Annotated in this window: 15 protein-coding genes, 1 tRNA gene and 1 pseudogene; 13 read left to right on the forward strand and 4 right to left on the reverse strand. The window is 62.9% G+C overall.

Annotation, left to right across the window (positions count from 1 at the left end; translation table 11 throughout):
• The first annotated feature begins 11 nt into the window (after positions 1-11).
• From lolA to serS, 3 genes are all read left to right on the forward strand, one after another.
• On the forward strand, positions 12-653 hold the full coding sequence (lolA, locus tag VEC01_RS13565; RefSeq protein WP_324901451.1) for an outer membrane lipoprotein chaperone LolA: 642 nt from the start codon (positions 12-14) through the stop codon (positions 651-653).
• 139 nt (positions 654-792) lie between these two features.
• Positions 793-2088, forward strand: a complete 1296-nt coding sequence (locus VEC01_RS13570) for a replication-associated recombination protein A (protein ID WP_324901427.1) — start codon at positions 793-795, stop codon at positions 2086-2088.
• 121 nt (positions 2089-2209) lie between these two features.
• Positions 2210-3505, forward strand: coding sequence for a serine--tRNA ligase (serS, locus tag VEC01_RS13575; protein ID WP_324901428.1), 1296 nt, complete (start codon positions 2210-2212; stop codon positions 3503-3505).
• A 48-nt stretch (positions 3506-3553) separates the two neighbouring features.
• Here the strand turns inward: serS and VEC01_RS13580 are convergent, their stop codons facing one another.
• Positions 3554-5308 carry a GGDEF domain-containing protein gene (locus VEC01_RS13580; RefSeq protein WP_324901452.1) on the reverse strand — a complete coding sequence of 585 codons (1755 nt, stop codon included), beginning with the start codon at positions 5306-5308 and terminating at the stop codon, positions 3554-3556.
• A 392-nt stretch (positions 5309-5700) separates the two neighbouring features.
• Here VEC01_RS13580 and VEC01_RS13585 point away from each other — a divergent pair.
• From VEC01_RS13585 to VEC01_RS13605, 5 genes are all read left to right on the forward strand, one after another.
• Positions 5701-5791: transfer RNA gene (locus VEC01_RS13585), tRNA-Ser, on the forward strand.
• 163 nt (positions 5792-5954) lie between these two features.
• Positions 5955-7007, forward strand: coding sequence for an acyltransferase (locus VEC01_RS13590; RefSeq protein ID WP_324901429.1), 1053 nt, complete (start codon positions 5955-5957; stop codon positions 7005-7007).
• A 160-nt stretch (positions 7008-7167) separates the two neighbouring features.
• On the forward strand, positions 7168-9738 hold the full coding sequence (locus tag VEC01_RS13595; protein ID WP_324901430.1) for a bifunctional diguanylate cyclase/phosphodiesterase: 2571 nt from the start codon (positions 7168-7170) through the stop codon (positions 9736-9738).
• A 52-nt stretch (positions 9739-9790) separates the two neighbouring features.
• Positions 9791-10591, forward strand: a complete 801-nt coding sequence (locus tag VEC01_RS13600) for a substrate-binding periplasmic protein (protein WP_324901431.1) — start codon at positions 9791-9793, stop codon at positions 10589-10591.
• A gap of 139 nt (positions 10592-10730) precedes the next feature.
• The gene (locus VEC01_RS13605) at positions 10731-12188 is read left to right on the forward strand and encodes a Ppx/GppA phosphatase family protein (protein ID WP_324901432.1); all 1458 of its coding nucleotides are present in this window, start codon (positions 10731-10733) and stop codon (positions 12186-12188) included.
• 19 nt (positions 12189-12207) lie between these two features.
• Here VEC01_RS13605 and VEC01_RS13610 read toward each other — a convergent pair whose 3' ends face one another.
• Positions 12208-14286 (reverse strand): methyl-accepting chemotaxis protein, encoded by a 2079-nt coding sequence (locus tag VEC01_RS13610; protein WP_324901433.1) that lies wholly within the window; start codon positions 14284-14286, stop codon positions 12208-12210.
• A gap of 132 nt (positions 14287-14418) precedes the next feature.
• Here VEC01_RS13610 and VEC01_RS13615 point away from each other — a divergent pair, with 132 nt between their 5' ends.
• The 4 genes and pseudogenes from VEC01_RS13615 (at position 14419) to upp (ending at position 17149) form a co-directional block, all read left to right on the forward strand.
• Positions 14419-14847 carry a hypothetical protein gene (locus VEC01_RS13615; protein WP_324901434.1) on the forward strand — a complete coding sequence of 143 codons (429 nt, stop codon included), beginning with the start codon at positions 14419-14421 and terminating at the stop codon, positions 14845-14847.
• A 67-nt stretch (positions 14848-14914) separates the two neighbouring features.
• A pseudogene (locus tag VEC01_RS13620) lies at positions 14915-15078 on the forward strand (galactosyldiacylglycerol synthase); the annotation flags it as partial.
• A gap of 105 nt (positions 15079-15183) precedes the next feature.
• On the forward strand, positions 15184-16422 hold the full coding sequence (locus tag VEC01_RS13625; RefSeq protein ID WP_324901436.1) for a DUF445 domain-containing protein: 1239 nt from the start codon (positions 15184-15186) through the stop codon (positions 16420-16422).
• Between the two features lie 76 nt (positions 16423-16498).
• Positions 16499-17149, forward strand: a complete 651-nt coding sequence (gene upp, locus VEC01_RS13630; RefSeq protein WP_324901437.1) for a uracil phosphoribosyltransferase — start codon at positions 16499-16501, stop codon at positions 17147-17149.
• Between the two features lie 10 nt (positions 17150-17159).
• On the opposite strand, the gene VEC01_RS13635 is transcribed toward upp, so the two are convergent.
• Positions 17160-17621, reverse strand: a complete 462-nt coding sequence (locus VEC01_RS13635) for a SixA phosphatase family protein (RefSeq protein WP_324901438.1) — start codon at positions 17619-17621, stop codon at positions 17160-17162.
• 10 nt (positions 17622-17631) lie between these two features.
• A complete protein-coding gene (gene ppk1 / locus VEC01_RS13640) occupies positions 17632-19734 on the reverse strand; it encodes a polyphosphate kinase 1 (RefSeq protein ID WP_324901439.1) in 2103 nt (700 codons plus the stop codon).
• A 179-nt stretch (positions 19735-19913) separates the two neighbouring features.
• On the opposite strand from ppk1, the gene pstS reads away from it, so the two are divergent.
• On the forward strand, positions 19914-20957 hold the full coding sequence (gene pstS, locus VEC01_RS13645) for a phosphate ABC transporter substrate-binding protein PstS (RefSeq protein ID WP_324901440.1): 1044 nt from the start codon (positions 19914-19916) through the stop codon (positions 20955-20957).
• The last annotated feature ends 15 nt before the right edge of the window (positions 20958-20972 follow it).

A 20972-nucleotide genomic window follows, 5' to 3' on the forward strand; every position in this document is an offset into this window, starting at 1 on the left:
CCCAGACAGGAATCCGCCATTTCCGCCAGCACGCCGCACGCCTCGTTGCGGCGTGTGTCTTTGCGCTGCCCGCATTCGCGCACGCGTCCGCGCTCGACCAGTTCAGGTCCTTCGTCAGCACCACCAAGTCCGCGCGCGGCGAGTTCGTGCAGCGCCAGGTCAAGAGCGTCGGCGGTGGCGAGAAGGCCTCCGGCAGCGCCAGCGGCACGTTCGTGTTCGCCCGCCCGGGCAAGTTCATCTGGACGTATCAGAAGCCTTATGAACAGCTGCTGCAGGCCGACGGCGAAAAACTCTACATCTACGACAAGGACCTGAACCAGGTGACGGTCAAGGCGCTCGGCAATGCGCTCGGCTCGTCGCCGGCGGCGATCCTGTTCGGCAGCAATGACCTTGAAAAGAATTTCACGCTGAAGGATGCCGGCGCGCGCGACGGCCTGGAATGGCTGGAAGCGACGCCGAAGGCGAAGGATACGACCTTCGACCGGATCGCGATCGGCCTGAAGGATGGCGTGCCGCAGGCGATGGAACTGCACGATTCCTTCGGTCAGGTGTCGCAGCTGAGCTTCAGGAAGTTCGAGAAGAACCCGGCGCTCGGCGGCGAACAGTTCCGCTTCGTGGTGCCCAAGGGGGCGGACGTGTTCCAGCAATATTGACAGCAAAAAAAGAAGGGTGGGGTGGGTTGAGCGTAGCGAAACCCGCCATGCGCTCCAGATACGGTCAATGGCGGGCTTCGCTACGTTCAACCCACCCTGCAAAAACGGCAAAGTTCGAGCGCAAATCGAACGCAATCACATGGCAAACATCCCCCTCGCCGAGCGGCTTCGCCCGCAATCCCTGGACGACGTGATCGGCCAGCAGCACCTGCTCGGCGCGGGCAAGCCGCTGCGCGTCGCGTTCGAGTCCGGCGAGCCGCATTCGATGATCCTTTGGGGGCCGCCGGGCGTGGGCAAGACGACGCTGGCGCGCCTGATGGCGGACAGCTTCAACGCCGAGTTCATCGCCTTGTCGGCGGTGCTGTCCGGCGTCAAGGACATCCGCGAGGCGGTCGAGCATGCGCAGGTGGTGCGCGCGAACTCCGGCAGGCGCACCATCCTGTTCGTCGACGAGGTGCACCGCTTCAACAAGAGCCAGCAGGATGCGTTCCTGCCGCATGTGGAAAGCGGCCTGTTCACCTTTATCGGCGCCACTACCGAAAACCCGTCCTTCGAGGTCAACAGCGCGCTGCTGTCGCGCGCCGCGGTATATGTCTTGAAGTCGCTGTCGGAACAAGACCTCGACGAACTGGTCGATCGCGCCTGCATCCAGGAGCTCGACGGCCTCGACTTCACGCCGGAGGCGAAGGCGACGCTGGTCGCCAGCGCCGACGGCGACGGCCGCAAGCTGCTGAACAACCTCGAGATCGTCGCCCGCGCGGCGGCGGCCAGCGTCCAGCAGACCGTCGACGAAGCCTTGCTGGCGACCGCGCTGGCGGAAAACCTGCGCCGTTTCGACAAGGGCGGCGACGCCTTCTACGACCAGATCTCGGCGCTGCACAAGTCGGTCCGCGGTTCCCATCCGGACGCGGCGCTGTACTGGTTCGTGCGCATGCTCGACGGCGGCGCCGATCCGCGCTATCTCGCGCGCCGCATCATCCGCATGGCGGCCGAGGACATCGGCCTGGCCGACCCGCGCGCGTTGCGCCTGTCGCTCGACGCCGCCGAAGTCTATGAGCGGCTGGGGTCGCCCGAAGGCGAGCTGGCGCTGGCCGAAGCGGTGGTCTACCTGTGCTGCGCCGCCAAGTCGAATGCTGTCTACAATGCCTACAACGCCGCCCGCGCCTTCGTCGCCAAGGACAAGTCGCGGCCGGTGCCGGAGCACCTGCGCAACGCGCCGACCAAGCTGATGAAAGAACTCGGCTACGGCAAGCTGTACCGCTACGCGCACGACGAGCCGGATGCGTATGCCGCGGGCGAAACCTACCTGCCGGAAGGCATGCGTGAACCCGGCTGGTACCAGCCGGTGCCGCGCGGGCTGGAAGGCAAGATCGGCGAGAAGCTGGCCTACCTGCGCACGCTGGACCGCGAGGCAAAGAAGAACGAGAAAAAGTAAAGGCCCCGGCTTCCGCCATCCGGTTTGCCAAGAATCAAGGGCCCGCGCTCGCGCGTGTCGCGGGAACAGCCCCCGCGCTTGGTACAATGGCGGTTTCGCTTTCATACATCAGCGCAATTCCATGATCGACATTCAACTTCTCCGCAAGGACATCGACAGCGTCGCCGCCCGGCTGGCCGCGCGCAAGTTCCAGCTCGACGTCGCCGCCTTCAACGCGCTCGAAGCCGAGCGCAAGCAGATCCAGACCCGCACCGAAGAACTGCAGGGCAAGCGCAACGCGCTGTCCAAGCAGATCGGCATGCTCAAAGGCAAGGGCGAGGATACCAGCGCCGTGATGGCGGAAGTGGCCGGCATCGGCGACGAGCTGAAGGCTTCCGCCGAGCGCCTCGACGTCGTGCAGGCGAAGATGAGCGAGTTCATGCTGACCATCCCCAACCTGCCGCACGAGTCGGTGCCGGCCGGCCAGGACGAGAGCGCCAACGTCGAAGTGCGCAAGGTCGGCACGCCGAAGACCTTCGATTTTGAGGTAAAGGATCATGTCGATGTCGGCGCCGGACTCGGCCTGGACTTCGACGTCGCGGCCAAGCTGACCGGGTCCCGCTTCGCCGTAATGAAGGGCGGCATTGCCCGCCTGCATCGCGCGCTCGCGCAATTCATGCTGGATACGCACACCCGCGACCACGGCTATACCGAGTGCTACACGCCCTACATCGTCAATGCCGACTCGCTGCGCGGCACCGGCCAGCTGCCAAAGTTCGAGGCCGACCTGTTCGCGGCGAAGAAGGGCGGCCAGGAAGGCGAGGGCGAATCGCTGTACCTGATCCCGACCTCGGAGGTGTCGCTGACCAACATGGTGCGCGACGAGATCGTCGGCGCCGACGCGCTGCCGATCAGGCTGACCGCGCACACCCCGTGCTTCCGCTCGGAGGCCGGCAGCTACGGCCGCGACACCCGGGGCATGATCCGCCAGCACCAGTTCGACAAGGTCGAGATGGTGCAGATCGTGCATCCGGAAAAGTCCTACGAGGCGCTGGACGAAATGGTCGGCCACGCGGAAAACATCCTGAAGAAACTCGGCCTGCCGTACCGCGTGATCACGCTGTGCACCGGCGACATGGGCTTCGGCGCGGCCAAGACCTACGACATCGAAGTATGGCTGCCGGCGCAGAACACCTACCGCGAGATCTCTTCGGTATCGAATTGCGAGGCCTTCCAGGCGCGCCGCATGCAGGCGCGCTTCCGCAATGCGCAGGGCAAGCCGGAACTGGTGCACACGCTCAACGGCTCCGGCCTGGCGGTCGGCCGCACCCTCGTCGCGGTGCTGGAGAACTACCAGCAGGCGGACGGCAGCGTGGAGATTCCGGAGGCGCTGCAGCCGTACATGGGCGGTTTGAAGCGACTCGCGCCTGCGGCTTGAGAAAAGCTGCCGCGACCCTGGCCCAGGACAGGGTCAGGCCGCCGGCGCCTATCCCTGGCGACGTTCGATGAACAAGCTGTTGCCGGGGATTTTTTTTGCCTGCTTCTTTGCGTCCGACGCCGCCGCCGCGATCTGGTGGTGCGATGAGAACTGGCCGGGCTCCACCTTGACCACGCCCAGCGAAATGCTGATCAGCGCGTGGAACACCTTTTTTCCGCGCCGGTCTTCGCTCAGGTATCCGCCGTGCTTGCGGTCTTCATCCGTATAGAACAGCGGAATCGCCGCAGCGAATTCATCGATCAGCGCCCTGCAGCGCGCTTCCCAGTCTTCGCTCTGGAACAGGATGATGAAATCGTCGCCGCCGATATGGCCGACGAAGTCGCTGTTCGGATCGCAATGCGAGCTGAGGATGCGGCCCGTGAGCTGGATCACGTCGTCACCGCGTCGGTAGCTGTAGACGTCGTTGTAGGGCTTGAAATGGTCGAGGTCGACGTAGCAGGCCCAGAACCGGACGCCGCCGTGCAGCAGGCGTTCGATGTGTTCATGGATCGGCACGTTGCCGGGCAACAGGGTCAGCGGGTTCGCGTAGCGGGCGGCGTTGATCTGCATCTGCGTGATTTCCCGCATCAGGTCCTGTCCCGTGCCCATTCCGAGGTAATAGCCGCCTTCCGTGATGATGAATCCGTTCGACAGGTGATGGCGGGCGGCGTCGACGATCATCCGGCTCAGGTCCTGCAGGCTGGTGCCCTTGTCGGCGATTAGCGGCGTACTGTCCATGAAGGTGGTGCACGGCTTCTTGCCGTACAGATCGCGCGAATACAGCCTGGAGAAGCGATCGATCAGGTCGCGCCGGGCAATCAGCCCGATCGGCAGGCCATTTTCGACCACCGGGATGACTTCCAGCTCCGGATTACGGTTGAACATGTCGCACACCTCGGAATTGGTCATGTCCGGCGTCGCGGTAGGCACAATGCGCAGCAGCTTCATCGCGGTCACGACCGTGTGCTCGAATGCGCTCTTTTGGGGATAGACCGGAACCCCATTTCGATTCAGCGATTTCGCGGTCTCGGCGCAGAGTTCGGTGCCCGGGCTGGGATGCGGCCGCCCGAGATGATAGCCCTGCCCGCACGCGATGCCGAGGTCCCGGATCAGCAGCAGTTCGGCCTGGGTTTCTATCCCCTCTGCGATGACCGTGCTACCCGATTGTTCCGCGATCTCCTGGATCGAGCGCACAAACTGCAGCTTGACCGGATCCTGGTTGATTCCCTGCACGAAGTGCATGTCGATCTTGACGTATTCAGGCCGCAGCTCGGACCACAGGCGCAAGCTGGAAAAGCCGGCGCCGAGGTCGTCGATCGCGATCTGGAAGCCCATGCCGCGGTAATGCATCACCGCCTCGCGCATCAACTCGTAGTCATAGGTCGGCTGGTTTTCCGTCAGCTCGATGATGACGCGGTCCGGGTTCAGGCCGACATCATGGATGTAGCCCAAGGTCTCGCCATGCCGTACCTGCGGTTCAAGCAGCATCTCCGGGCTGACATTGAGGAACAGCTTGCCGGGCAGCTTCAGCTCGGCAAAGCGCTCTATCACGATACGCCTGCACATGTGCTCTACCTCGACGGCGAGGTTGTGCGCGCGGGCGACCTTGAACAAATTCATGGGCGAATGCAGGGGGCTGTCCGAAGGGCCGCGGATCAGGCCTTCGTAGCCGACGATCTCGCCGTGCTGCATATGGATGATGGGCTGGAAAAGGGCATTGAGCTGGCGCCCGGCCAGGATTTCCTTGAGACGGGCCAGCAGCATCGCATCCCTGGTTTCCGGCGCTCTGCCGTGCCGCTCATCACCGTCGTTGACAGTACGGCCGAGCACACGCAGACGGCCGTGCCCGACGCCGACAACACCGCTCGCAACAGCATTCATGACTTGGTACTCCTGAGCCGCATCGTGCGGCGCGGTCGAAACAGGAAGCGGATTCAAGATAGCCTTCTTGTCTTAGTGGTATTCAAATGCCGGCTTGAATATTAGTCAGGTTTTGTGACAGGACGATGATGAAAGGGAACTTTCTTTCCCGAGACTGGGCCGCCGGGGAGCAGCGACAGACATTGCCAGGCGGAGCAGGAATTACTATTCCGTAACCTCGCAAAGCCTGCTATACTCCTGTGCTTTGCGGCGTTCACCCCGCCGCATAACGACCAGGAAAGGTGGCAGAGTGGTCGAATGCGCTGGACTCGAAATCCAGTATACGGTTCTCCCGTATCGAGGGTTCGAATCCCTCCCTTTCCGCCAAAGTTTCAGGCACTGCGAAAGCATCCGCAAACCCGCGAGAATTCAATGAATTTCGCGGGTTTTTTGTTTTCCGCGCGAGTCGGCGCATAGCGCTCGATGCGGGGTGCGGCGAGGCCTCCTGTAGAATGGGCGGCTTTTACGCCCTCCCCAAGAACGACGATCCATGCGCCACATTGCCGACGGCAGCATTTCGAGACAGAATAATTTCGACTTCCTGCGCTTGATGGCCGCGTTCTTCGTGCTTGTGAGTCACCAGCATGCGCTCTCCGGCCTGCCCGAGCCGGAAATCTTCAGGATGAGTCTCGGCACCTTCGGCGTCCTGATTTTCTTTTCGGTCAGCGGCTTCCTCGTGTCGCAGAGCTGGCGCCAGGATCCGAGCGCGCTGCGCTTCGCGGCGAAACGCTTCCTGCGCATCTGGCCCGGCCTGGCCGTCGTCACCCTGGCGTCTGCCTTCCTGCTCGGCCCGGCCGTGTCATCACTGGATCCCGGCGCCTATTTCTTCCACCCCGCGCTGACCGACTTCCTGCGCACCCTGAAAGTGGTGACGATCCGCTACGAGCTGCCCGGCGTGTTCGAGGACAATCCGCACCCCCGCGCCGTCAACGGTTCGCTGTGGACCATTCCGCTGGAAGTGCGCTGCTATATCGTGCTGCTGCTGCTCGGCTGCGTCGGGCTGATGTCCCGGCGCTGGGTCATCCTGCTCGGCACGATCGCGGCGGGCGTCTACTATTTCCGCTTTGCGCCGGATCCCAAGCACTATCAGCTGCATTTCGGGCTGTATTTTTTCGCCGGTGTCTGCCTCGACCTGTTCCGGCGCGCATGGGAAGACCGGCCGCTTTACCTGCTCGGTGTCGCGGGCGGCATCGCTCTCGTCTGCCAATTGCTCGGCGCCGATCGCGCCGCCTTGCTGTTGCTGATTCCGGCCGTTTCCCTGGCGGTCGGCATGCGCGCGTGGCCGGTGCTGTCGCGTGCCGGCCGGTTCGGCGATCTCTCCTACGGCATCTATATCTATGCGTTCCCGGTCCAGCAGACCGTGCAGTGGGCGGGCGGGAAGGACCTGCCGTTCGCCGCCGGCCTCGCTGCCACGGCCGTGCTGACGGTGGCATGCGCATGGACCTCGTGGCACCTGGTCGAGCAACCGGCGCTGGGACTCAAGCGGCATTTGTCCGCGTGGCGTTCCGTCACCGCCGGGCTGCGCCGCTCGCGGCCGCAGTGATGTTGTCATTAATTCACTGGAACACCCATTGTTTTCCGGGATCGCGCGCTAAATGCTATCCTTGCCTTTGGGCAATATTCTTTGCCTGATACCAGGCTTACATCGTTCCAGGCCTCCGCTGCAGCCGCGGAGTTTGCAACCTCATCGCTTCAATGAAGACATGAGCAAGATGTTGAACACGTACCGGCAGTCCGACCCGCTCGCGCGGCGGGTGCTCGCCTACATCCTCGTGTGCAGCACCTGTCTCGCGTTCCTGTCGACCGCGATGCAGCTCCTGCTCGATTACCGGCACGGCGTCTCGGCGATCGAACTGCGATTTGACGAAATCGAGCGCAGTTATGTCGACAGCGTCGGCGCGTCGTTATGGACGATGGATGAGCAGCAGACCGGTACGCAGCTGGAAGGCATTGCCCGGCTGCCCGGCATCCTGCTGGTGGAGTTGCGCGATCCCGCCGGAAAGCTGCTGGTGCGGACCGGCGCACTGGCGAACCCGGACGCCAATACCATTCGGCGCGCCATCCCCATCAAGTTTTCAGAGAACGGCACCGAGGAGAGCCGCTTCCCGCTGGGCACGCTCTACGTTACCGCAAGCCTTGACGATCTGTACGGCGAGCTGCAGGACAAGGTACTGCTGATCCTGATCACGCAGACCGCCAAGACCGCGATCGTGGTCTTCTTTACGCTGTATATCTTCCGCCGTTTCGTGAGCCGGCACCTGTCCTCGCTTGCCGACTACGCGCGCCGGCTCGACCTGTCCAATCTTGGCGCCTCGCTGCAGCTGCGCCGGCGGCCGCGGCCGGAACCGGATGCGCTCGATGTCGTCGTTTCCGCCTTCAATGACATGACGAGTTCCATCAAGCGCGACGTCGAGGAACTTGCCAGCTACCGCCAGGGACTGGAGCGCCTTGTCGAACAGCGCACGGCCGAACTGGCGCAGAAAGTCGCGGAAAAGGAAGAGGCGATCGCGCGCCTGCACCTGGAAATGGCCGAACGCAGGCTCGCCGAGCAGGCCGCGCGCGAGAACGAGGAGCGCTACCGGCAGGTGGTGGAAATGTCGCCGGACGCGATCCTGATCGAGCGCAACGACAGGATCATCTTCGTCAACCAGGGGACGCTTACGCTGCTCGGCGCGCCGAATGCGGAACAGGTGAAGGCCATGCCTTTCCTGCAGATGGTGCCGCTTGGCTGGCGCGAACGCATGCAGGAAAAAATGGACGAGATGCTCGCGCCGCACAACGAGTCCCGTTCCTTCGAGGGCAAGTTGGTGCGCTTCGACGGCACGTTGATCGACGTCGAGATCCGGCGCGCGACCTTCCAGTACGGCGGCGAGCCGGCAGTGCAGACCGTGATCCATGACATCACGCGGCACAAGGATTACGAGGAGCAGCTGCGCCGTCAGGCATTGCATGATGCGCTCACCGGCTTGCCCAACCGCTTGCTGCTGATGGACCGGATGACGCAGGCGATTGCGGCGGCCGACCGCAGCGGGGAAGTCTTCCATGTGCTGTTCTTCGACCTCGACCGCTTCAAGTATGTCAACGATACGCTCGGCCATGACGCCGGCGACGAGCTGCTCAAGACGATCACCGCCCGCATGGGCGAATGCGCGCGCAAGGGCGATACCCTGGCGCGCCTGGGGGGTGACGAATTCGTGCTGATGCTGGAAGGCATTGGCGACGACGACGCGGTCGCCGCGCTGGTAAGCCGCATCATGCAGCGCATCTGCGAACCCGTCCTGCTCGGCACCCAGGAAGTGTCGGTCACCTGCAGCATCGGCATCAGCGTCTATCCGCGCGACGCGCGCGACCCCTTCACCCTGCTGAAGTACGCCGACACCGCGATGTACCACGCAAAGGAGAAGGGCCGCAACGGCGTGCAGCACTATGCGGCCGAGATGCACAGCCGCGTGAATGAACACCTGGTGATGGAGTCGCAGCTGCGGCGGGCGCTGGAGCGGAATGAATTCCTGCTGCAGTACCAGCCGCTGGTCGACCTGCGCAGCGGCAGGATCGTCGGCGCCGAAGCGCTGCTGCGCTGGCGCCATCCGGAACTTGGTCCGGTGCCGCCCGCACGTTTCATTCCGCTGGCGGAGGAAACCGGCTTGATTGCCGGCATCGGGGAGTGGGTGATGCGGACCGCCTGCATGGAGGCAAGGCGCTGGCACGACGCCGGTTTTGCCGGCCTGCAGGTGTCGGTCAACCTGTCGGCGCAGCAGCTTGTGCGCGGCGAGTTCGAAGCCGAAGTGGAAAATGCGCTCGCATGCTCCGGCCTTCCGCCTTCCTGCCTGGAACTCGAGGTGACCGAGACCGCGTCGATGCGCAACCCGGAAAATACCGTGATGGTGCTGTTCAGGCTCAAGGCGATGGGCGTGGGCATCGCGATCGACGACTTCGGCACCGGTTATTCCAACCTGTCCTACCTGAAACGTTTCCCGGTCGACCGGCTCAAGCTGGACCGTTCCTTCGTATCCGACATTACCGCCAACCCGGACGACTCGGCGCTCGCCCGGGCGATCATCAGCATGGCGCACAGCATGGATCTCGCAGTCGTTGCCGAAGGGGTGGAAATTCAGGAGCAGGCCAGCCAGCTCGCCGCATTCGGCTGCGATGAAATGCAAGGCTACCATTTCAGTCCGCCGGTAGATCCGGAAGCCTTCCTCGACATGCTCAAAGCCGGCAGGAGACTTGACCTGGCAACCGGCAATCCGGTACTGGCGGTATCGCTCGCTTGATGCCTGGCAGTAGTAAAATATTGCCTCATTTCATAAGGTGGAGGCAGGGGTAATGGATTTTCCCGATTTCCGCGTGCGCACCCGGGGTCTTGCAGCGGCACTTGTCCGGCTCATGCTGGCCGGCATTGCCGCCCTTGTTGCCGGCCTGCCCGCCGCAGCGCAGTCGGTGGACGACCTGACCTTCATCACCGAGGACTATCCGCCCTTCAATTTCGAGCGCGACGGCAAGCGCCAGGGGATCGCGGTCGACCTGCTCGCCGACATGCTCGCGAACGCGGGCGCGAAGAAGACGCGCGCCGACATCAAGGTCTGGCCGTGGGCGCGCGGTTATGAAACAGCGCTCAGGGAAAAGAACGTCGTACTGTTTTCGACGACCCGGACCGCGGAACGCGAACACCTGTTCAAATGGGTCGGGCCGATCATGCCGTCGCGCATCGTTCTCGTCGCGCGCAAGCAGTCCGGCATCCGGCTCAAGAGCGTCGACGACATCAACAACTCGCCCTACAAGGTCGGCGTGGTACGGGAAGACATCGGCGGCCAGCTGCTGGCCAGGCTGGGACTGTCCCGGGACCGCACGGTACAGGCGAATTCCGGCGTGAGCCTGGCCAAGATGCTGCATGCGGGAAGGGTGGACCTGTGGGCCTACGGCGCCGAAGTGATCATGTGGAACATGAAGGAACTGGGTCACCCGGCCAGCGACTACGAGGAAGTGCTGACCCTGACCGAATCGCAGCAATACTACTTCGCCGTGAACAAGGATACTGACGACCGGCTCGTTGCAAAACTGCAGGCAGCGCTCGACCAGGTGAAGGCGAAGGGCCGAGTCAACGACATCGTCGCACGCTATCGTTGACTGCTGGATCGCGCCTGTCATCCGGCAGTCACAATGCTGCATTATCGTCATCGGTTTTCTTGATAAACACTCTCCTGCACGCAGGCGGATGGTGATACATTCGACCATCTTTACCTGCAACGCTCGAGAAGGACTAGGCATGTTCGCAGCAGTAGACCTCGGTTCCAACAGCTTCCGCCTCCACATTGGCAAACAGGAAGACGGCCAGATCCGCATCCTGAAAAGCGCGCGCGACCCGATCCGCCTCGGCGCCGGACTTGATGCGGAGGGCAATCTGACCGAGCAGGCAATGCGCACCGCACTTGAATCCCTGAAAGGTTTCCGCACCATCCTAGGCGCCTATCCGCTGCAGGCGGTCCGCGTTGTCGCAACCAACACGCTGCGTGTTGCGAAAAATGCGGCAGCCTTCCTGCCCAGGGCGGAAGCGGCGATCGGCCATCCGATCGAAGTCATTTCCGGCGAAGAAGAGGGCCGGCTGATCTACATGGGTGTGGCATGTGCCTTGGCGCAGCAGGACGAGCCGCGCCTGGTGATCGACATCGGCGGCGGTTCAACCGAGCTGATCCTCGGTGACGGTGCACAGATCCGTCACGTCGAATCCTTCAGCATCGGCACCGTGCCGCACAGCCGGTCCTTCTTCCCCGGGGGACGCATCGATGCCGCTTCCTTCGATGCCGCAGTCCTTTCGGCACGTTCTCAATTCGAGGACGCCGCGCCGCTGTACGATCCAAAACTCTGGACCGCCGCCTACGGCTCGTCGGGCACGATCCGCGCGATCGCCGAAGCGATCGCGAAGAACGGCATCGGTGACGGCACCATGTCCCAGAAGAGCCTCGACGCGCTGAGGAAGCGGCTGATTGCGTTCGGCGACGCGGCCAAAGTTGAGCTGGCCGGCATCAAGCCGGAGCGGGTGAATGCGGTGGCGGGCGGCCTGGCGATCCTGATCGGCGTCATGCGTGAACTTCGCGTGCCGGCAATCGGGGCCGTCGACGCCGGCCTGCGCATGGGCGTGCTGTGGGACCTGCAATTGCGGGCAAGCCAGCGCGACCGGCGCGAGCAATCGGTGCAGGAATTCCTGCAACGCTTCCACGTCTCGGGAAGCCGCGCACTGCAGGTCGCCCGGGCCGCTGCTGCGCTATACGGTTCGCTCAAGCCGACGTCGGATGCCCTGGTGAAGTACCTCTACTGGGGTGGCCAGTTGCATGAAGTCGGCCTGGCGGTATCGCACACCGGTTACCACAAGCACGGCGCCTATCTGGTGGAAAACGCCGACCTGCCGGGTTTCACCACGCGCGAGCAGCGGCTGATGAGCGCGCTTGTCCTGGCGCAAAAAGGGAACCTGCGCAAACTCGGCGACGCGCTGGCCGATCCCGATTTTGCCAAGGCGGTGCTCGCGTTGCGCCTGGCGACGATCTTCCTGCATGCGCGCATCGACGATGACCCGGGCGCGGTGCGCCTGAAGATGAAGAGCCGGATCGAGCTCGAGCTGCCGGGTGACTGGCTGGACCAGCACCCGACGCTGTCCTACTGGATCGACAAGGAACGCGGCTGGTGGGGAGAGGTCGGTGTCGAGATGGGTGTCCGGACCTGCCCCTGAATTTTTGCTCCGCCGTGGTTCAGGCGAGCCGTTCGAGCAATGGCGCGCGGTAAGCGGTCTGGAGACCAGGAGGCCGTCTGCTCGCGCGGCTGTCGGCAAGACGGGTAACGGTAGCGCCGGCCTTTTCCTGTACCGGTGCCCCGGGCAGGGCGGCCGGCGGTGCTTCGCGCAGCTTGAACACGGCCACCGCCTTTGTCAGTCCGTCAGCCTGGCTCCGCAGGGAAGCGGCCGCTTCCGCCGCATGTTCCACCAGCGTCGCATTGCGCTGCGTGATCGCATCCATCTGGCTGAGCGCCTCGTTGACCTGTTCAATGCCCGCGGTCTGCTCGCGGCTGGCGGCAGTGATGTCGTTCATGATGTGCGCCACCTGCTGCACTGATGCGACGATCTCGTCCATCGTGTTTCCTGCGGCGGCAACCAGCGTATTGCCTTGCTCCACCTGGCCTACCGAGCTTTCGATGAGCGCCTTGATTTCCTTCGCTGCGCCGGCCGAGCGTTGCGCCAGCGCCCTTACCTCGGCGGCGACCACCGCGAATCCGCGGCCCTGCTCGCCGGCGCGTGCCGCTTCGACGGCCGCATTCAGCGCGAGGATGTTGGTCTGGAAGGCGATGCCGTCGATGACATGAATGATGTCCATGATGCGGCCCGAACTTTCCTTGATCGCTCCCATGGTTTCGACGACCTGGCCGACCGCTTGCCCGCCCTTGGCGGCGACTTCCGCCGCCGACAGCGCCAGCTGATTGGCCCGGCTCGCGTTGCAGTCGTTCTGGCGAACGATGGAAGTGAGTTCCTCCATTGAGCTGGCGGTCTGCTGCAGGGAGCTGGCCTGCGATTCCGTGCGGGCAGACAGGTCCGCGCTGTCGGATGCGACCTCGTTCGAGGTATGGGCGATGGTTTCGCTCGCGGCGCGCACATGTGCGACCAGCTCCGCCAGTTCGGCGTTCATCTTGCCGAAGGCATTGACCATGCAGCCGATCTCGTCCTTTGCCGCGGATGCCACCTGCGTGGTCAGGTCGCCCGCGGCCGCGCGCTCGACCGCTTGTTCCAGTTCCTTGACCTCGCGCGAAAACGAGATGTAGAAGCCGGCAAGCAGGTAGGCCGTCACGGCCAGTCCGCCAAGCGCGGCGGCAACGATCAGGTACAGCCTTGCGGAAAGGAGTTCGATGCGCTGAGCGAGCAGGCCGTCCAGTTCTTCGGCGCAGGCGCGGGCGGCTGCATAGATGCCGTCGATGCTCTTGTTCCCGGCTTCGAAGAACTGCTGTCCCGAAGTCTGGTTATAGGAATTAAGCACCTCGCTCTGCGCCCGGTCGAGGAAGGCCAGCGCCGCCGGGATGGAAGCAAGCCGGCCCTCCAGGGAGCGGCGCAACTCGCGGTTCTCGCGGAACACTGCCTCGAATTGTCCCGGGACGCGGCGCAGCTCGCTGCGGCCGACCATGACGCTTGAGTTGAGCATCACGTCTTCGTTCGGCTCCAGCAGGCCGGTATCGATGTAGGCCGCGCCGCGGCCGGCAACGGTGGACAGCATGTCCGTGACGGCGGGCAGGCTGTGCACCAGCATGGCGTTGAGGTGGTAGCTGTCGAGTTTGGGGTCGATCGTCAGCCCGGACTTGTCGGAAGCGAGGGCGATCAGCCGGGTCAGCTTTTCGATCACGGCGCTGTGGTCCGCGTAGCTGTCCTTCGACTTGGTCGCCGCAATCCTGTCCTGGGCGGTTTTCCAGGCCTGCCTGACCTCGGTCCAGGCGGCGGACAGGCCGAGGCCGGACGCGTTTTTGTCGAGGCGGTCGACCTTCTCCATCAGGAGATGGATCGCTTCGCGCGTCTGCCGTGCCTGCTCCTGTACGTCGCCATTCCCTGCCAGCTGCATGTGGCGCAGCGCGCGATGCCGCTGCACCATGCTCAACATGTCCTCCAGCGCAATGATGTAGCGCACCCCGGCGCGTTCGCTCTCGGCAGTGGAAACCGCTTTGTGCAGCTCCATGTACAGCAGTGCCAGCACGAGCAGCAGCGGCACCATGAATACCATCGACATGAACGCAAACTTGGGAAGCAGGCGCAGGCGCTGCATCAGGGAGACGGCGGGACCGAGAATGATTCTCACGTTCTTTCCTTGTTATTAGACACACGGAAAGTTTGAACCCGCATTGTTACATCTTCATGAAAGGTTGATGAATTGCAAAAAAGAGATAAATAATATATATTATTTATACTATTTAACAGGAAAGGATGGACAATGGCAAAGGCAATCCCGGACAAGCGCCCGGCCGTTAAAGTCGCGCAACAGAAAAGCGCGCCGGCGAAAAAGAACGCATCGGCCGCGAACGAGAAGGAAACCCTGACGGCGATCGCCGCGAGGGTGCCGGAAAAAACGGCGAAACCTGCCGGGAAGGCGAAGCCGGCGGTGGTGAAGGCGGATGCCGATGCCAAGGAAAAGCCCAAAAAGCCAAAGCTGGTGCGCGACAGCTTCACCATGCCGGAAGCGGAATACGCGGTGCTTGGCGATGTGAAAAAGGCGTGCCTGAAGGCCGGCATCGAGGTGAAGAAGAGCGAACTGTTGCGGGTCGGGGTTGCGCTGCTTCGCGAGATGGACACGGCAAAGCTCAAGGTCGTGCTCGACACCTTGCCGGCGTTGAAGGCCGGCCGCCCGAAAAAGGGTAAGTAAGGCCGAACGCGGGCATGCCGCACACGATGGCGTGCCCGTGCGTTCGCTCGCTTGTCTGGCCGGGCTCGGCGGCCCGACTTCTTCCGAATGCCTGGCGATGGGACAGGCGATGATCCTCAAGTCGCCGATTCCCGGACCGGAAGAGCGCAATGCGCAATACCTGCTGCAGCAGGGCGTGCGCACAAGGCGAGCGATCCGGTGACGCTGGCGTGGCGCGTACGCCGGCTGCTGTTCCGGTTGTCACTGCGGCAATGTTCCTGAGTTGTCATTCGTGAACTAATCGCAACCTTCGATGCTCGAATTCGATGTCTGATTTTCAACCCCGGGCGCCATTCGATGCAGGACCAGGAACAGAGCCAGATCCTTCAGCTGAAAAAAACGCGTACCCTCGCAACCGGCCTGCTTGTTGCGATGGCGGTTTTGTTCCTCGTCGCGCGCGTGCTGATGCCCCGCTACCCGCAGTTGTCCTTCCTGGCGGCATTTTCCGAAGCGGCTATGGTCGGCGCGCTGGCTGACTGGTTTGCAGTCACGGCGCTGTTCCGCCATCCGCTCGGCCTGCCGATCCCGCATACCGCGATCATCCCGCGCAACAAGGACCGGATCGGCGACAGCCTGTCCAACTTTCTCGAACACAATTTCATTACCCAGGAAATCATACGCGACGAGCTGAGGCCGATCGATTTTGCCGGTGCCGCTGCCACGTGGCTGGCACAGCCGGGAAACAGCAAGGCTGTGGCGCGTCAGCTGGTGCGCAGCCTCCCTGCATTGTTAAAGGTAATCGAGGATGACGACGTGCGCCAGTTCATGCATAGCCGGCTCACAGCAGCGCTGGAAAACACCCGGTTCGCGCCGGCCGTTGCCGAAATCCTCTCGGTGCTGGTCGCCAGCAACCATCACCAGGCCTTGTTCAACCGTATGATCGAGATGGCCGCGCACGCGCTGGAGCACAACAAGGACTATATCCGCTGGAAAATCCATGAAAACAGCCCGCGCTGGCTGCCCAAGGCGATCGACGAGAAGCTCTATCACCGGCTGCTCGACGCGGTGCAGAGCACGCTGGACGAGATGCGGGAAGAAGACAGCGAATGGCGGCTGCGCTTCAAGCGCATGGCGGACAACTTCATCGAGCAGCTGCGCAATTCCCCCGAGTACGAAGAAAAACTCGATGCGCTGCTGAGTGAAATCCTCGGCCACCCTCTGGTACGCAACTACATGCTCCGTGTCTGGCATGATATCCGCGCGCGGCTGGAGGCGGACGCCGCCGCCGAGGATTCCCAGCTTGCCGCCAAGCTCGACCAGGGACTGCGCTCCATCGGCAACGAACTGCTGGGGGAGGCGCGGGTGCAGAAAAAGCTGAACCAGTGGATAAGGATCGTTGCCACCGAAGCCATCGTCGCGCGCCGCGAAATGATCGCCGACCTGGTCGCCCGGGTGATCCGGAAATGGGATGCCGACACCATGTCGCGCAAGCTGGAACTGCATGTCGGCCGGGACCTTCAGTACATCCGCATCAACGGCACACTGGTCGGCGGCCTGGTCGGCCTGGTGCTGCATGCAATTTCCAGGCTGTTCTAGCTTGCGCAAGCACGGACAGGGTAAACTGGCGGGTAATCCAAACAACGCCAGCAACAGGCAATCAAAAGTCCCGGCCATGAAACAAGATCCCCGCTTCCCGAACCTGTACATCCTTGACCACCCGCTGATCCAGCACAAGCTCAGCTACATGCGTGACAAGGACACCTCCACCCGCACTTTCCGCCAGTTGCTGCGCGAGTTGACGCTGCTGATGGGTTACGAGGTCACGCGAGACCTGCCGATGACGACCAAGCGCATCGATACGCCGCTGCAGGAAATCGATGCGCCGGTGATCGCCGGCAGGAAGCTGGCGGTAGTGCCGGTGCTGCGTGCCGGGATCGGGATGAGCGACGGCCTGCTCGACCTCGTGCCCTCGGCCCGCGTCGGCCACATCGGGGTCTACCGCGACCACGAGACGCATCAACCGGTCGAATACCTGGTGCGCTTGCCGGACTTGCAGGACCGGCTGTTCATCCTGTGTGATCCGATGCTGGCGACCGGCAATTCCGCGGTGCATGCGGTTGACGTGCTGCGCAAGCGCGGGGTGCCGGAAGAGATGATCTACTTCCTTGCCCTGGTTGCCGCTCCGGAAGGCGTATCGGTGTTCCAGGCCGCGCATCCGAACGTGAAGGTGTATGTGGCGTCGCTTGACTCGCACCTCAACGAGCAGGCCTACATCATTCCAGGGCTGGGCGACGCCGGCGACCGGCTGTTCGGCACCAAGTAGGCCCCGCCAGTTATTTCCCCGCAAGGTCGGCGCCGAGCACCGCTTTCAGGTAGGGCTGCCCGCTGTCGCCCTTGCTGGCGATCCAGCAGATGCTGCCCTTGCGCAGGTGCCAGTCCTGCTGGCGGCCGGCAATCAGCAATGAAACGACATGTCCGAGCGTCGGCTGATGTCCCACCACCAGCACCGGCTCGGCCTGATCCGGCCAGCCGGCGGCCTGCAGGATGTCCGCTGCGCTCGCATCGTGGGCCAGGGCGCCCGTGGTCTTGAAATTGCGGCCGAGTGCTTCGGCTGTCTGTACGGTACGAACCGCCGGACTGCACAGGATGCGGCAATCGTCGGGCAGGCTTCCTGCCAGCCAGTCGGCCATGCGGCGCGCCTGCTTCTGTCCCTTTTCGGTCAGCGCGCGCGCCTCGTCCGGCTTGTCCGGGCTGCGTGGCTCCGCTTCGGCGTGGCGCCACAGTATCAGTTCCATGCTCTTCCCTTCATTCCAGTTTGCCGGGAGCGCCGAGTAATTGCGCCAGGTATTGCTGCGCGCAGAACGGTTCCTGCCGGCCGCGCGCTTTGCGCCGGTGGTAGCGGCCGTCGGCATCCAGTTCCCAGGCGTTCATATTGTCCTTCAGATACGGGTTCAGCCCCTCGTTGATGACGCGTTTCTTCAGCGTCCGGTCCAGTACCGGAAAGGCAACTTCGACGCGGCGGAACAGATTGCGGTTCATCCAGTCCGCGCTGGCAAGATAGACGTCGTGCGCGAGATCGTTACGGAAATAATAGATCCGGCTGTGCTCGAGGAAACGGCCGACGATCGAGCGCACCCGGATGTTTTCCGACAGCCCGGGCACGCCCGGCCGCAAGGCGCACGCGCCACGCACGATCAGGTCGATTTTCACGCCGGCGGCCGAGGCTCCGTAAAGCGCGCGGATTACCGATTCGTCCACCAGCGCATTCATCTTGGCGATGATGCGCGCCGGCCGCCCCTGCCGCGCGATCGCGGCTTCGTTCTGGATCGACTTGACCAGTTCCTTGTGCAGCGCAAACGGCGCCAGCCACAAATACTGCAGTTTTTTGGGCTTGGTCAGGCTGGTCAGGTGGATGAACACTTCGTTGACTTCGGCGGTCAGGTGCGGATGCGCGGTGAGCAGGCCGAAGTCGGTGTAATGCTTGGTGGTGGTCGGATGATAATTGCCGGTGCCGAGGTGGGCATAGTAGCGCAGTTCGCCTTCTTCACGCCGCAGCACCAGCGCCAGCTTCGCGTGCGTCTTCAGCCCGACCACGCCGTATACCACCTGCGCGCCGACGCGTTCCAGCCGCTCCGCCCAGTTGATGTTGGCTTCCTCGTCGAAACGTGCCATCAGCTCGACGATCACCGTCACTTCCTTGCCGCGCTGGGCGGCGGCGATCAGCGCTTCCATCAGGGTGGAATTCATCCCGGCGCGATAAATCGTCTGCTTGATCGCGAGCACATTCGGATCCTCGGAGGCGGTACGAATGAACTCCACCACCGGCTGGAATGACTGGAAGGGGTGGTGCAGCAGGACATCCTGCCGGCGCAGCAGCGCGAACGTGTCGCCGTCGGCGAGCTGGCGCGGCAGGCCCGGCATGAAAGGCGGGAAGTGCAGCGAAGCCTGTTGGACGGTATTGACCAGCTCGAGCAGCCGAACCATGTTTACCGGCCCGTCAACCGCGTAGAGGCGGCTTTTGTCGATCGAGAACTGGTTGAGCAGGAAATCCGCGAGATGGGCCGGGCAGTTGTGCGCGACTTCGAGGCGTACCGCGAAGCCGAAATGGCGACTCTGCAATTCCGTTTGCAAGGCCTGGCGCAGGTTCTTTACTTCCTCTTCATCCACCCACAGGTCGCTGTTACGTGTGACGCGGAATTGTGAGTATGCAAGTACTTCGCGTCCCGTAAATAGTTCAGCGATATGGGCATGAATGATGGACGACAGCAGGCAGAATGAGACGCCCTTTTTCGACAGCTCGTCCGGCAGGCGGATGACCCGCGGCAGCACCCGCGGTGCTTTTAGTATGGCAATCGCGGTGCCGCGGCCGAACGCGTCGGTGCCGGACAGCTCAACGATGAAATTCAGGCTCTTGTTCACCACCTGTGGAAACGGATGTGCCGGATCCAGTCCGATCGGCGTCAGCAGCGGCCGCACCTCGCGGTCGAAATACGATTTCACCCAGGCGCGCTGCGCTTCGTTGCGGTCCTGGTGCCGCAACAGACGGATGCCCTTGGCGGACAGCTGCCGCAGGATGTCGTACAAAAGTTCATATTGGCGGCGCACCAGCTGATGGCACTCGACGCTGGTGCGTTCCAGCGCAGCGGTCAGCGTCGGCGGCTCCTTGCGCACGCCCTCCATCCGGTTGTGTGCAAGCAGGCTGGCGATGCGGACTTCAAAGAATTCATCCAGGTTGCTGCTGACTATACATAAATAGCGCAACCGGTCCAGCAGCGGAATATCCGGATCGTCTGCCTGGGCAAGCACGCGTCGATTGAACGCAAGCTGCGACAGTTCCCGGTTGAGGTAGGTACCGCCTTGTCCCGGCGCGAGCTGGCCTTGTGAGGCAGAAATTGTCTTTTTGTTCATGCCTTTTGCGGATCTTTGCTAGTAGCCGGCAAAGTGTAGACAAGCAATATGACAGATTGATGACGAAAACCCCGCCGTCCGGCAGTTCGTGACATATCGTTTTCCTCGCTGTCATAAAGCTGTCATATTCCTTCGCTACAGTTCGCCCTGTCTTACTTTGACAACTTCATGGAGCAGATATGCGACTGAACAAATTCCTGGCTTCCGCCGCCGTCGCTGCGGGCGCCGCCCTTGCATTCACCTCCGCGGTCGCCGCCGACATCACCGGCGCCGGCGCCACCTTCCCCTACCCGATCTATGCAAAATGGGCGGAAGAGTACAAGAAGGCCAGCGGTAACGGCCTGAATTACCAATCCATCGGTTCCGGCGGCGGCATCAAGCAGATCAAAGCCAGGACGGTCGACTTTGGCGCGTCCGACATGCCGCTGAAGGCCGAAGACCTCGACGCCGAAGGCATGATGCAATTTCCGGCAATCATGGGGGGCGTGGTGCCTGTGGTAAACATCGATGGCATTGCGCCCGGGCAGCTCAAGCTGACCGGCGAGGTGCTTGCCCAGATCTACCTCGGCAAGATCAGCAAATGGAACGCGCCGGAAATCGCCAACCTGAACCCTGGCGCCAAGTTGCCGTCAGAAGAGATCAGCGTCGTGCACCGCGCTGACGGCTCCGGCACATCCTTCCTGTTCACCGACTACCTGTCCAAAACCAGTCCGGATTTCAAGAGCACGGTGGGCGCCGGCACCGCCGTGAAATGGCCGGTGGGCGTGGGCGGCAAGGGCAATGAAGGCGTCGCCGCCAACGTGCAGCGCATCAAGAACTCGATCGGCTATGTCGAGTATGCGTACGCGAAGAGGAACAAGATGGCGCACACCCAGTTGAAGAACCGGGACGGCCAGTTCGTGCAACCGGATGACGATACGTTCAAGGCAGCCGCTGCCGGCGCCGACTGGGCCAAGACCCCGGGGTTTGCGGTGGTGCTGACCGACCAGGCTGGCAAGAACAGCTGGCCGATCACGGGCGCATCCTTCATCCTGATGCACAAGGCGCAAGCCGATGCCGCAAAGGGCAAGGAGGTGCTGAAGTTCTTCGACTGGGCGTACAAGAACGGCGGCGCGATGGCGACCGAACTCGAGTACGTCTCCATGCCGCCGGCGGTCGTGAAACTGGTCCAGGATGCGTGGAAGGCACAGCTCAAGGATACGTCCGGCAAGGCGATCTGGTAACGACATGCCGCCAAC

Source organism: Noviherbaspirillum sp., from assembly GCF_035627455.1.
In the GTDB taxonomy this organism is placed as follows: domain Bacteria; phylum Pseudomonadota; class Gammaproteobacteria; order Burkholderiales; family Burkholderiaceae_D; genus Noviherbaspirillum.

Coding starts and splice junctions, on each gene's coding strand:
- VEC01_RS13570 (WP_324901427.1), top strand. CDS start 793: ATGGCAAACATCCCCCTCGCCGAGCGGCTTCGCCCGCAATCCCTGGAC.
- serS (WP_324901428.1), top strand. CDS start 2,210: ATGATCGACATTCAACTTCTCCGCAAGGACATCGACAGCGTCGCCGCC.
- VEC01_RS13580 (WP_324901452.1), bottom strand. CDS start 5,308: ATGCTGCTGGCCCGTCTCAAGGAAATCCTGGCCGGGCGCCAGCTCAAT.
- VEC01_RS13590 (WP_324901429.1), top strand. CDS start 5,955: ATGCGCCACATTGCCGACGGCAGCATTTCGAGACAGAATAATTTCGAC.
- VEC01_RS13595 (WP_324901430.1), top strand. CDS start 7,168: ATGAGCAAGATGTTGAACACGTACCGGCAGTCCGACCCGCTCGCGCGG.
- VEC01_RS13600 (WP_324901431.1), top strand. CDS start 9,791: ATGGATTTTCCCGATTTCCGCGTGCGCACCCGGGGTCTTGCAGCGGCA.
- VEC01_RS13605 (WP_324901432.1), top strand. CDS start 10,731: ATGTTCGCAGCAGTAGACCTCGGTTCCAACAGCTTCCGCCTCCACATT.
- VEC01_RS13615 (WP_324901434.1), top strand. CDS start 14,419: ATGGCAAAGGCAATCCCGGACAAGCGCCCGGCCGTTAAAGTCGCGCAA.
- VEC01_RS13625 (WP_324901436.1), top strand. CDS start 15,184: ATGCAGGACCAGGAACAGAGCCAGATCCTTCAGCTGAAAAAAACGCGT.
- upp (WP_324901437.1), top strand. CDS start 16,499: ATGAAACAAGATCCCCGCTTCCCGAACCTGTACATCCTTGACCACCCG.
- VEC01_RS13635 (WP_324901438.1), bottom strand. CDS start 17,621: ATGGAACTGATACTGTGGCGCCACGCCGAAGCGGAGCCACGCAGCCCG.
- ppk1 (WP_324901439.1), bottom strand. CDS start 19,734: ATGAACAAAAAGACAATTTCTGCCTCACAAGGCCAGCTCGCGCCGGGA.
- pstS (WP_324901440.1), top strand. CDS start 19,914: ATGCGACTGAACAAATTCCTGGCTTCCGCCGCCGTCGCTGCGGGCGCC.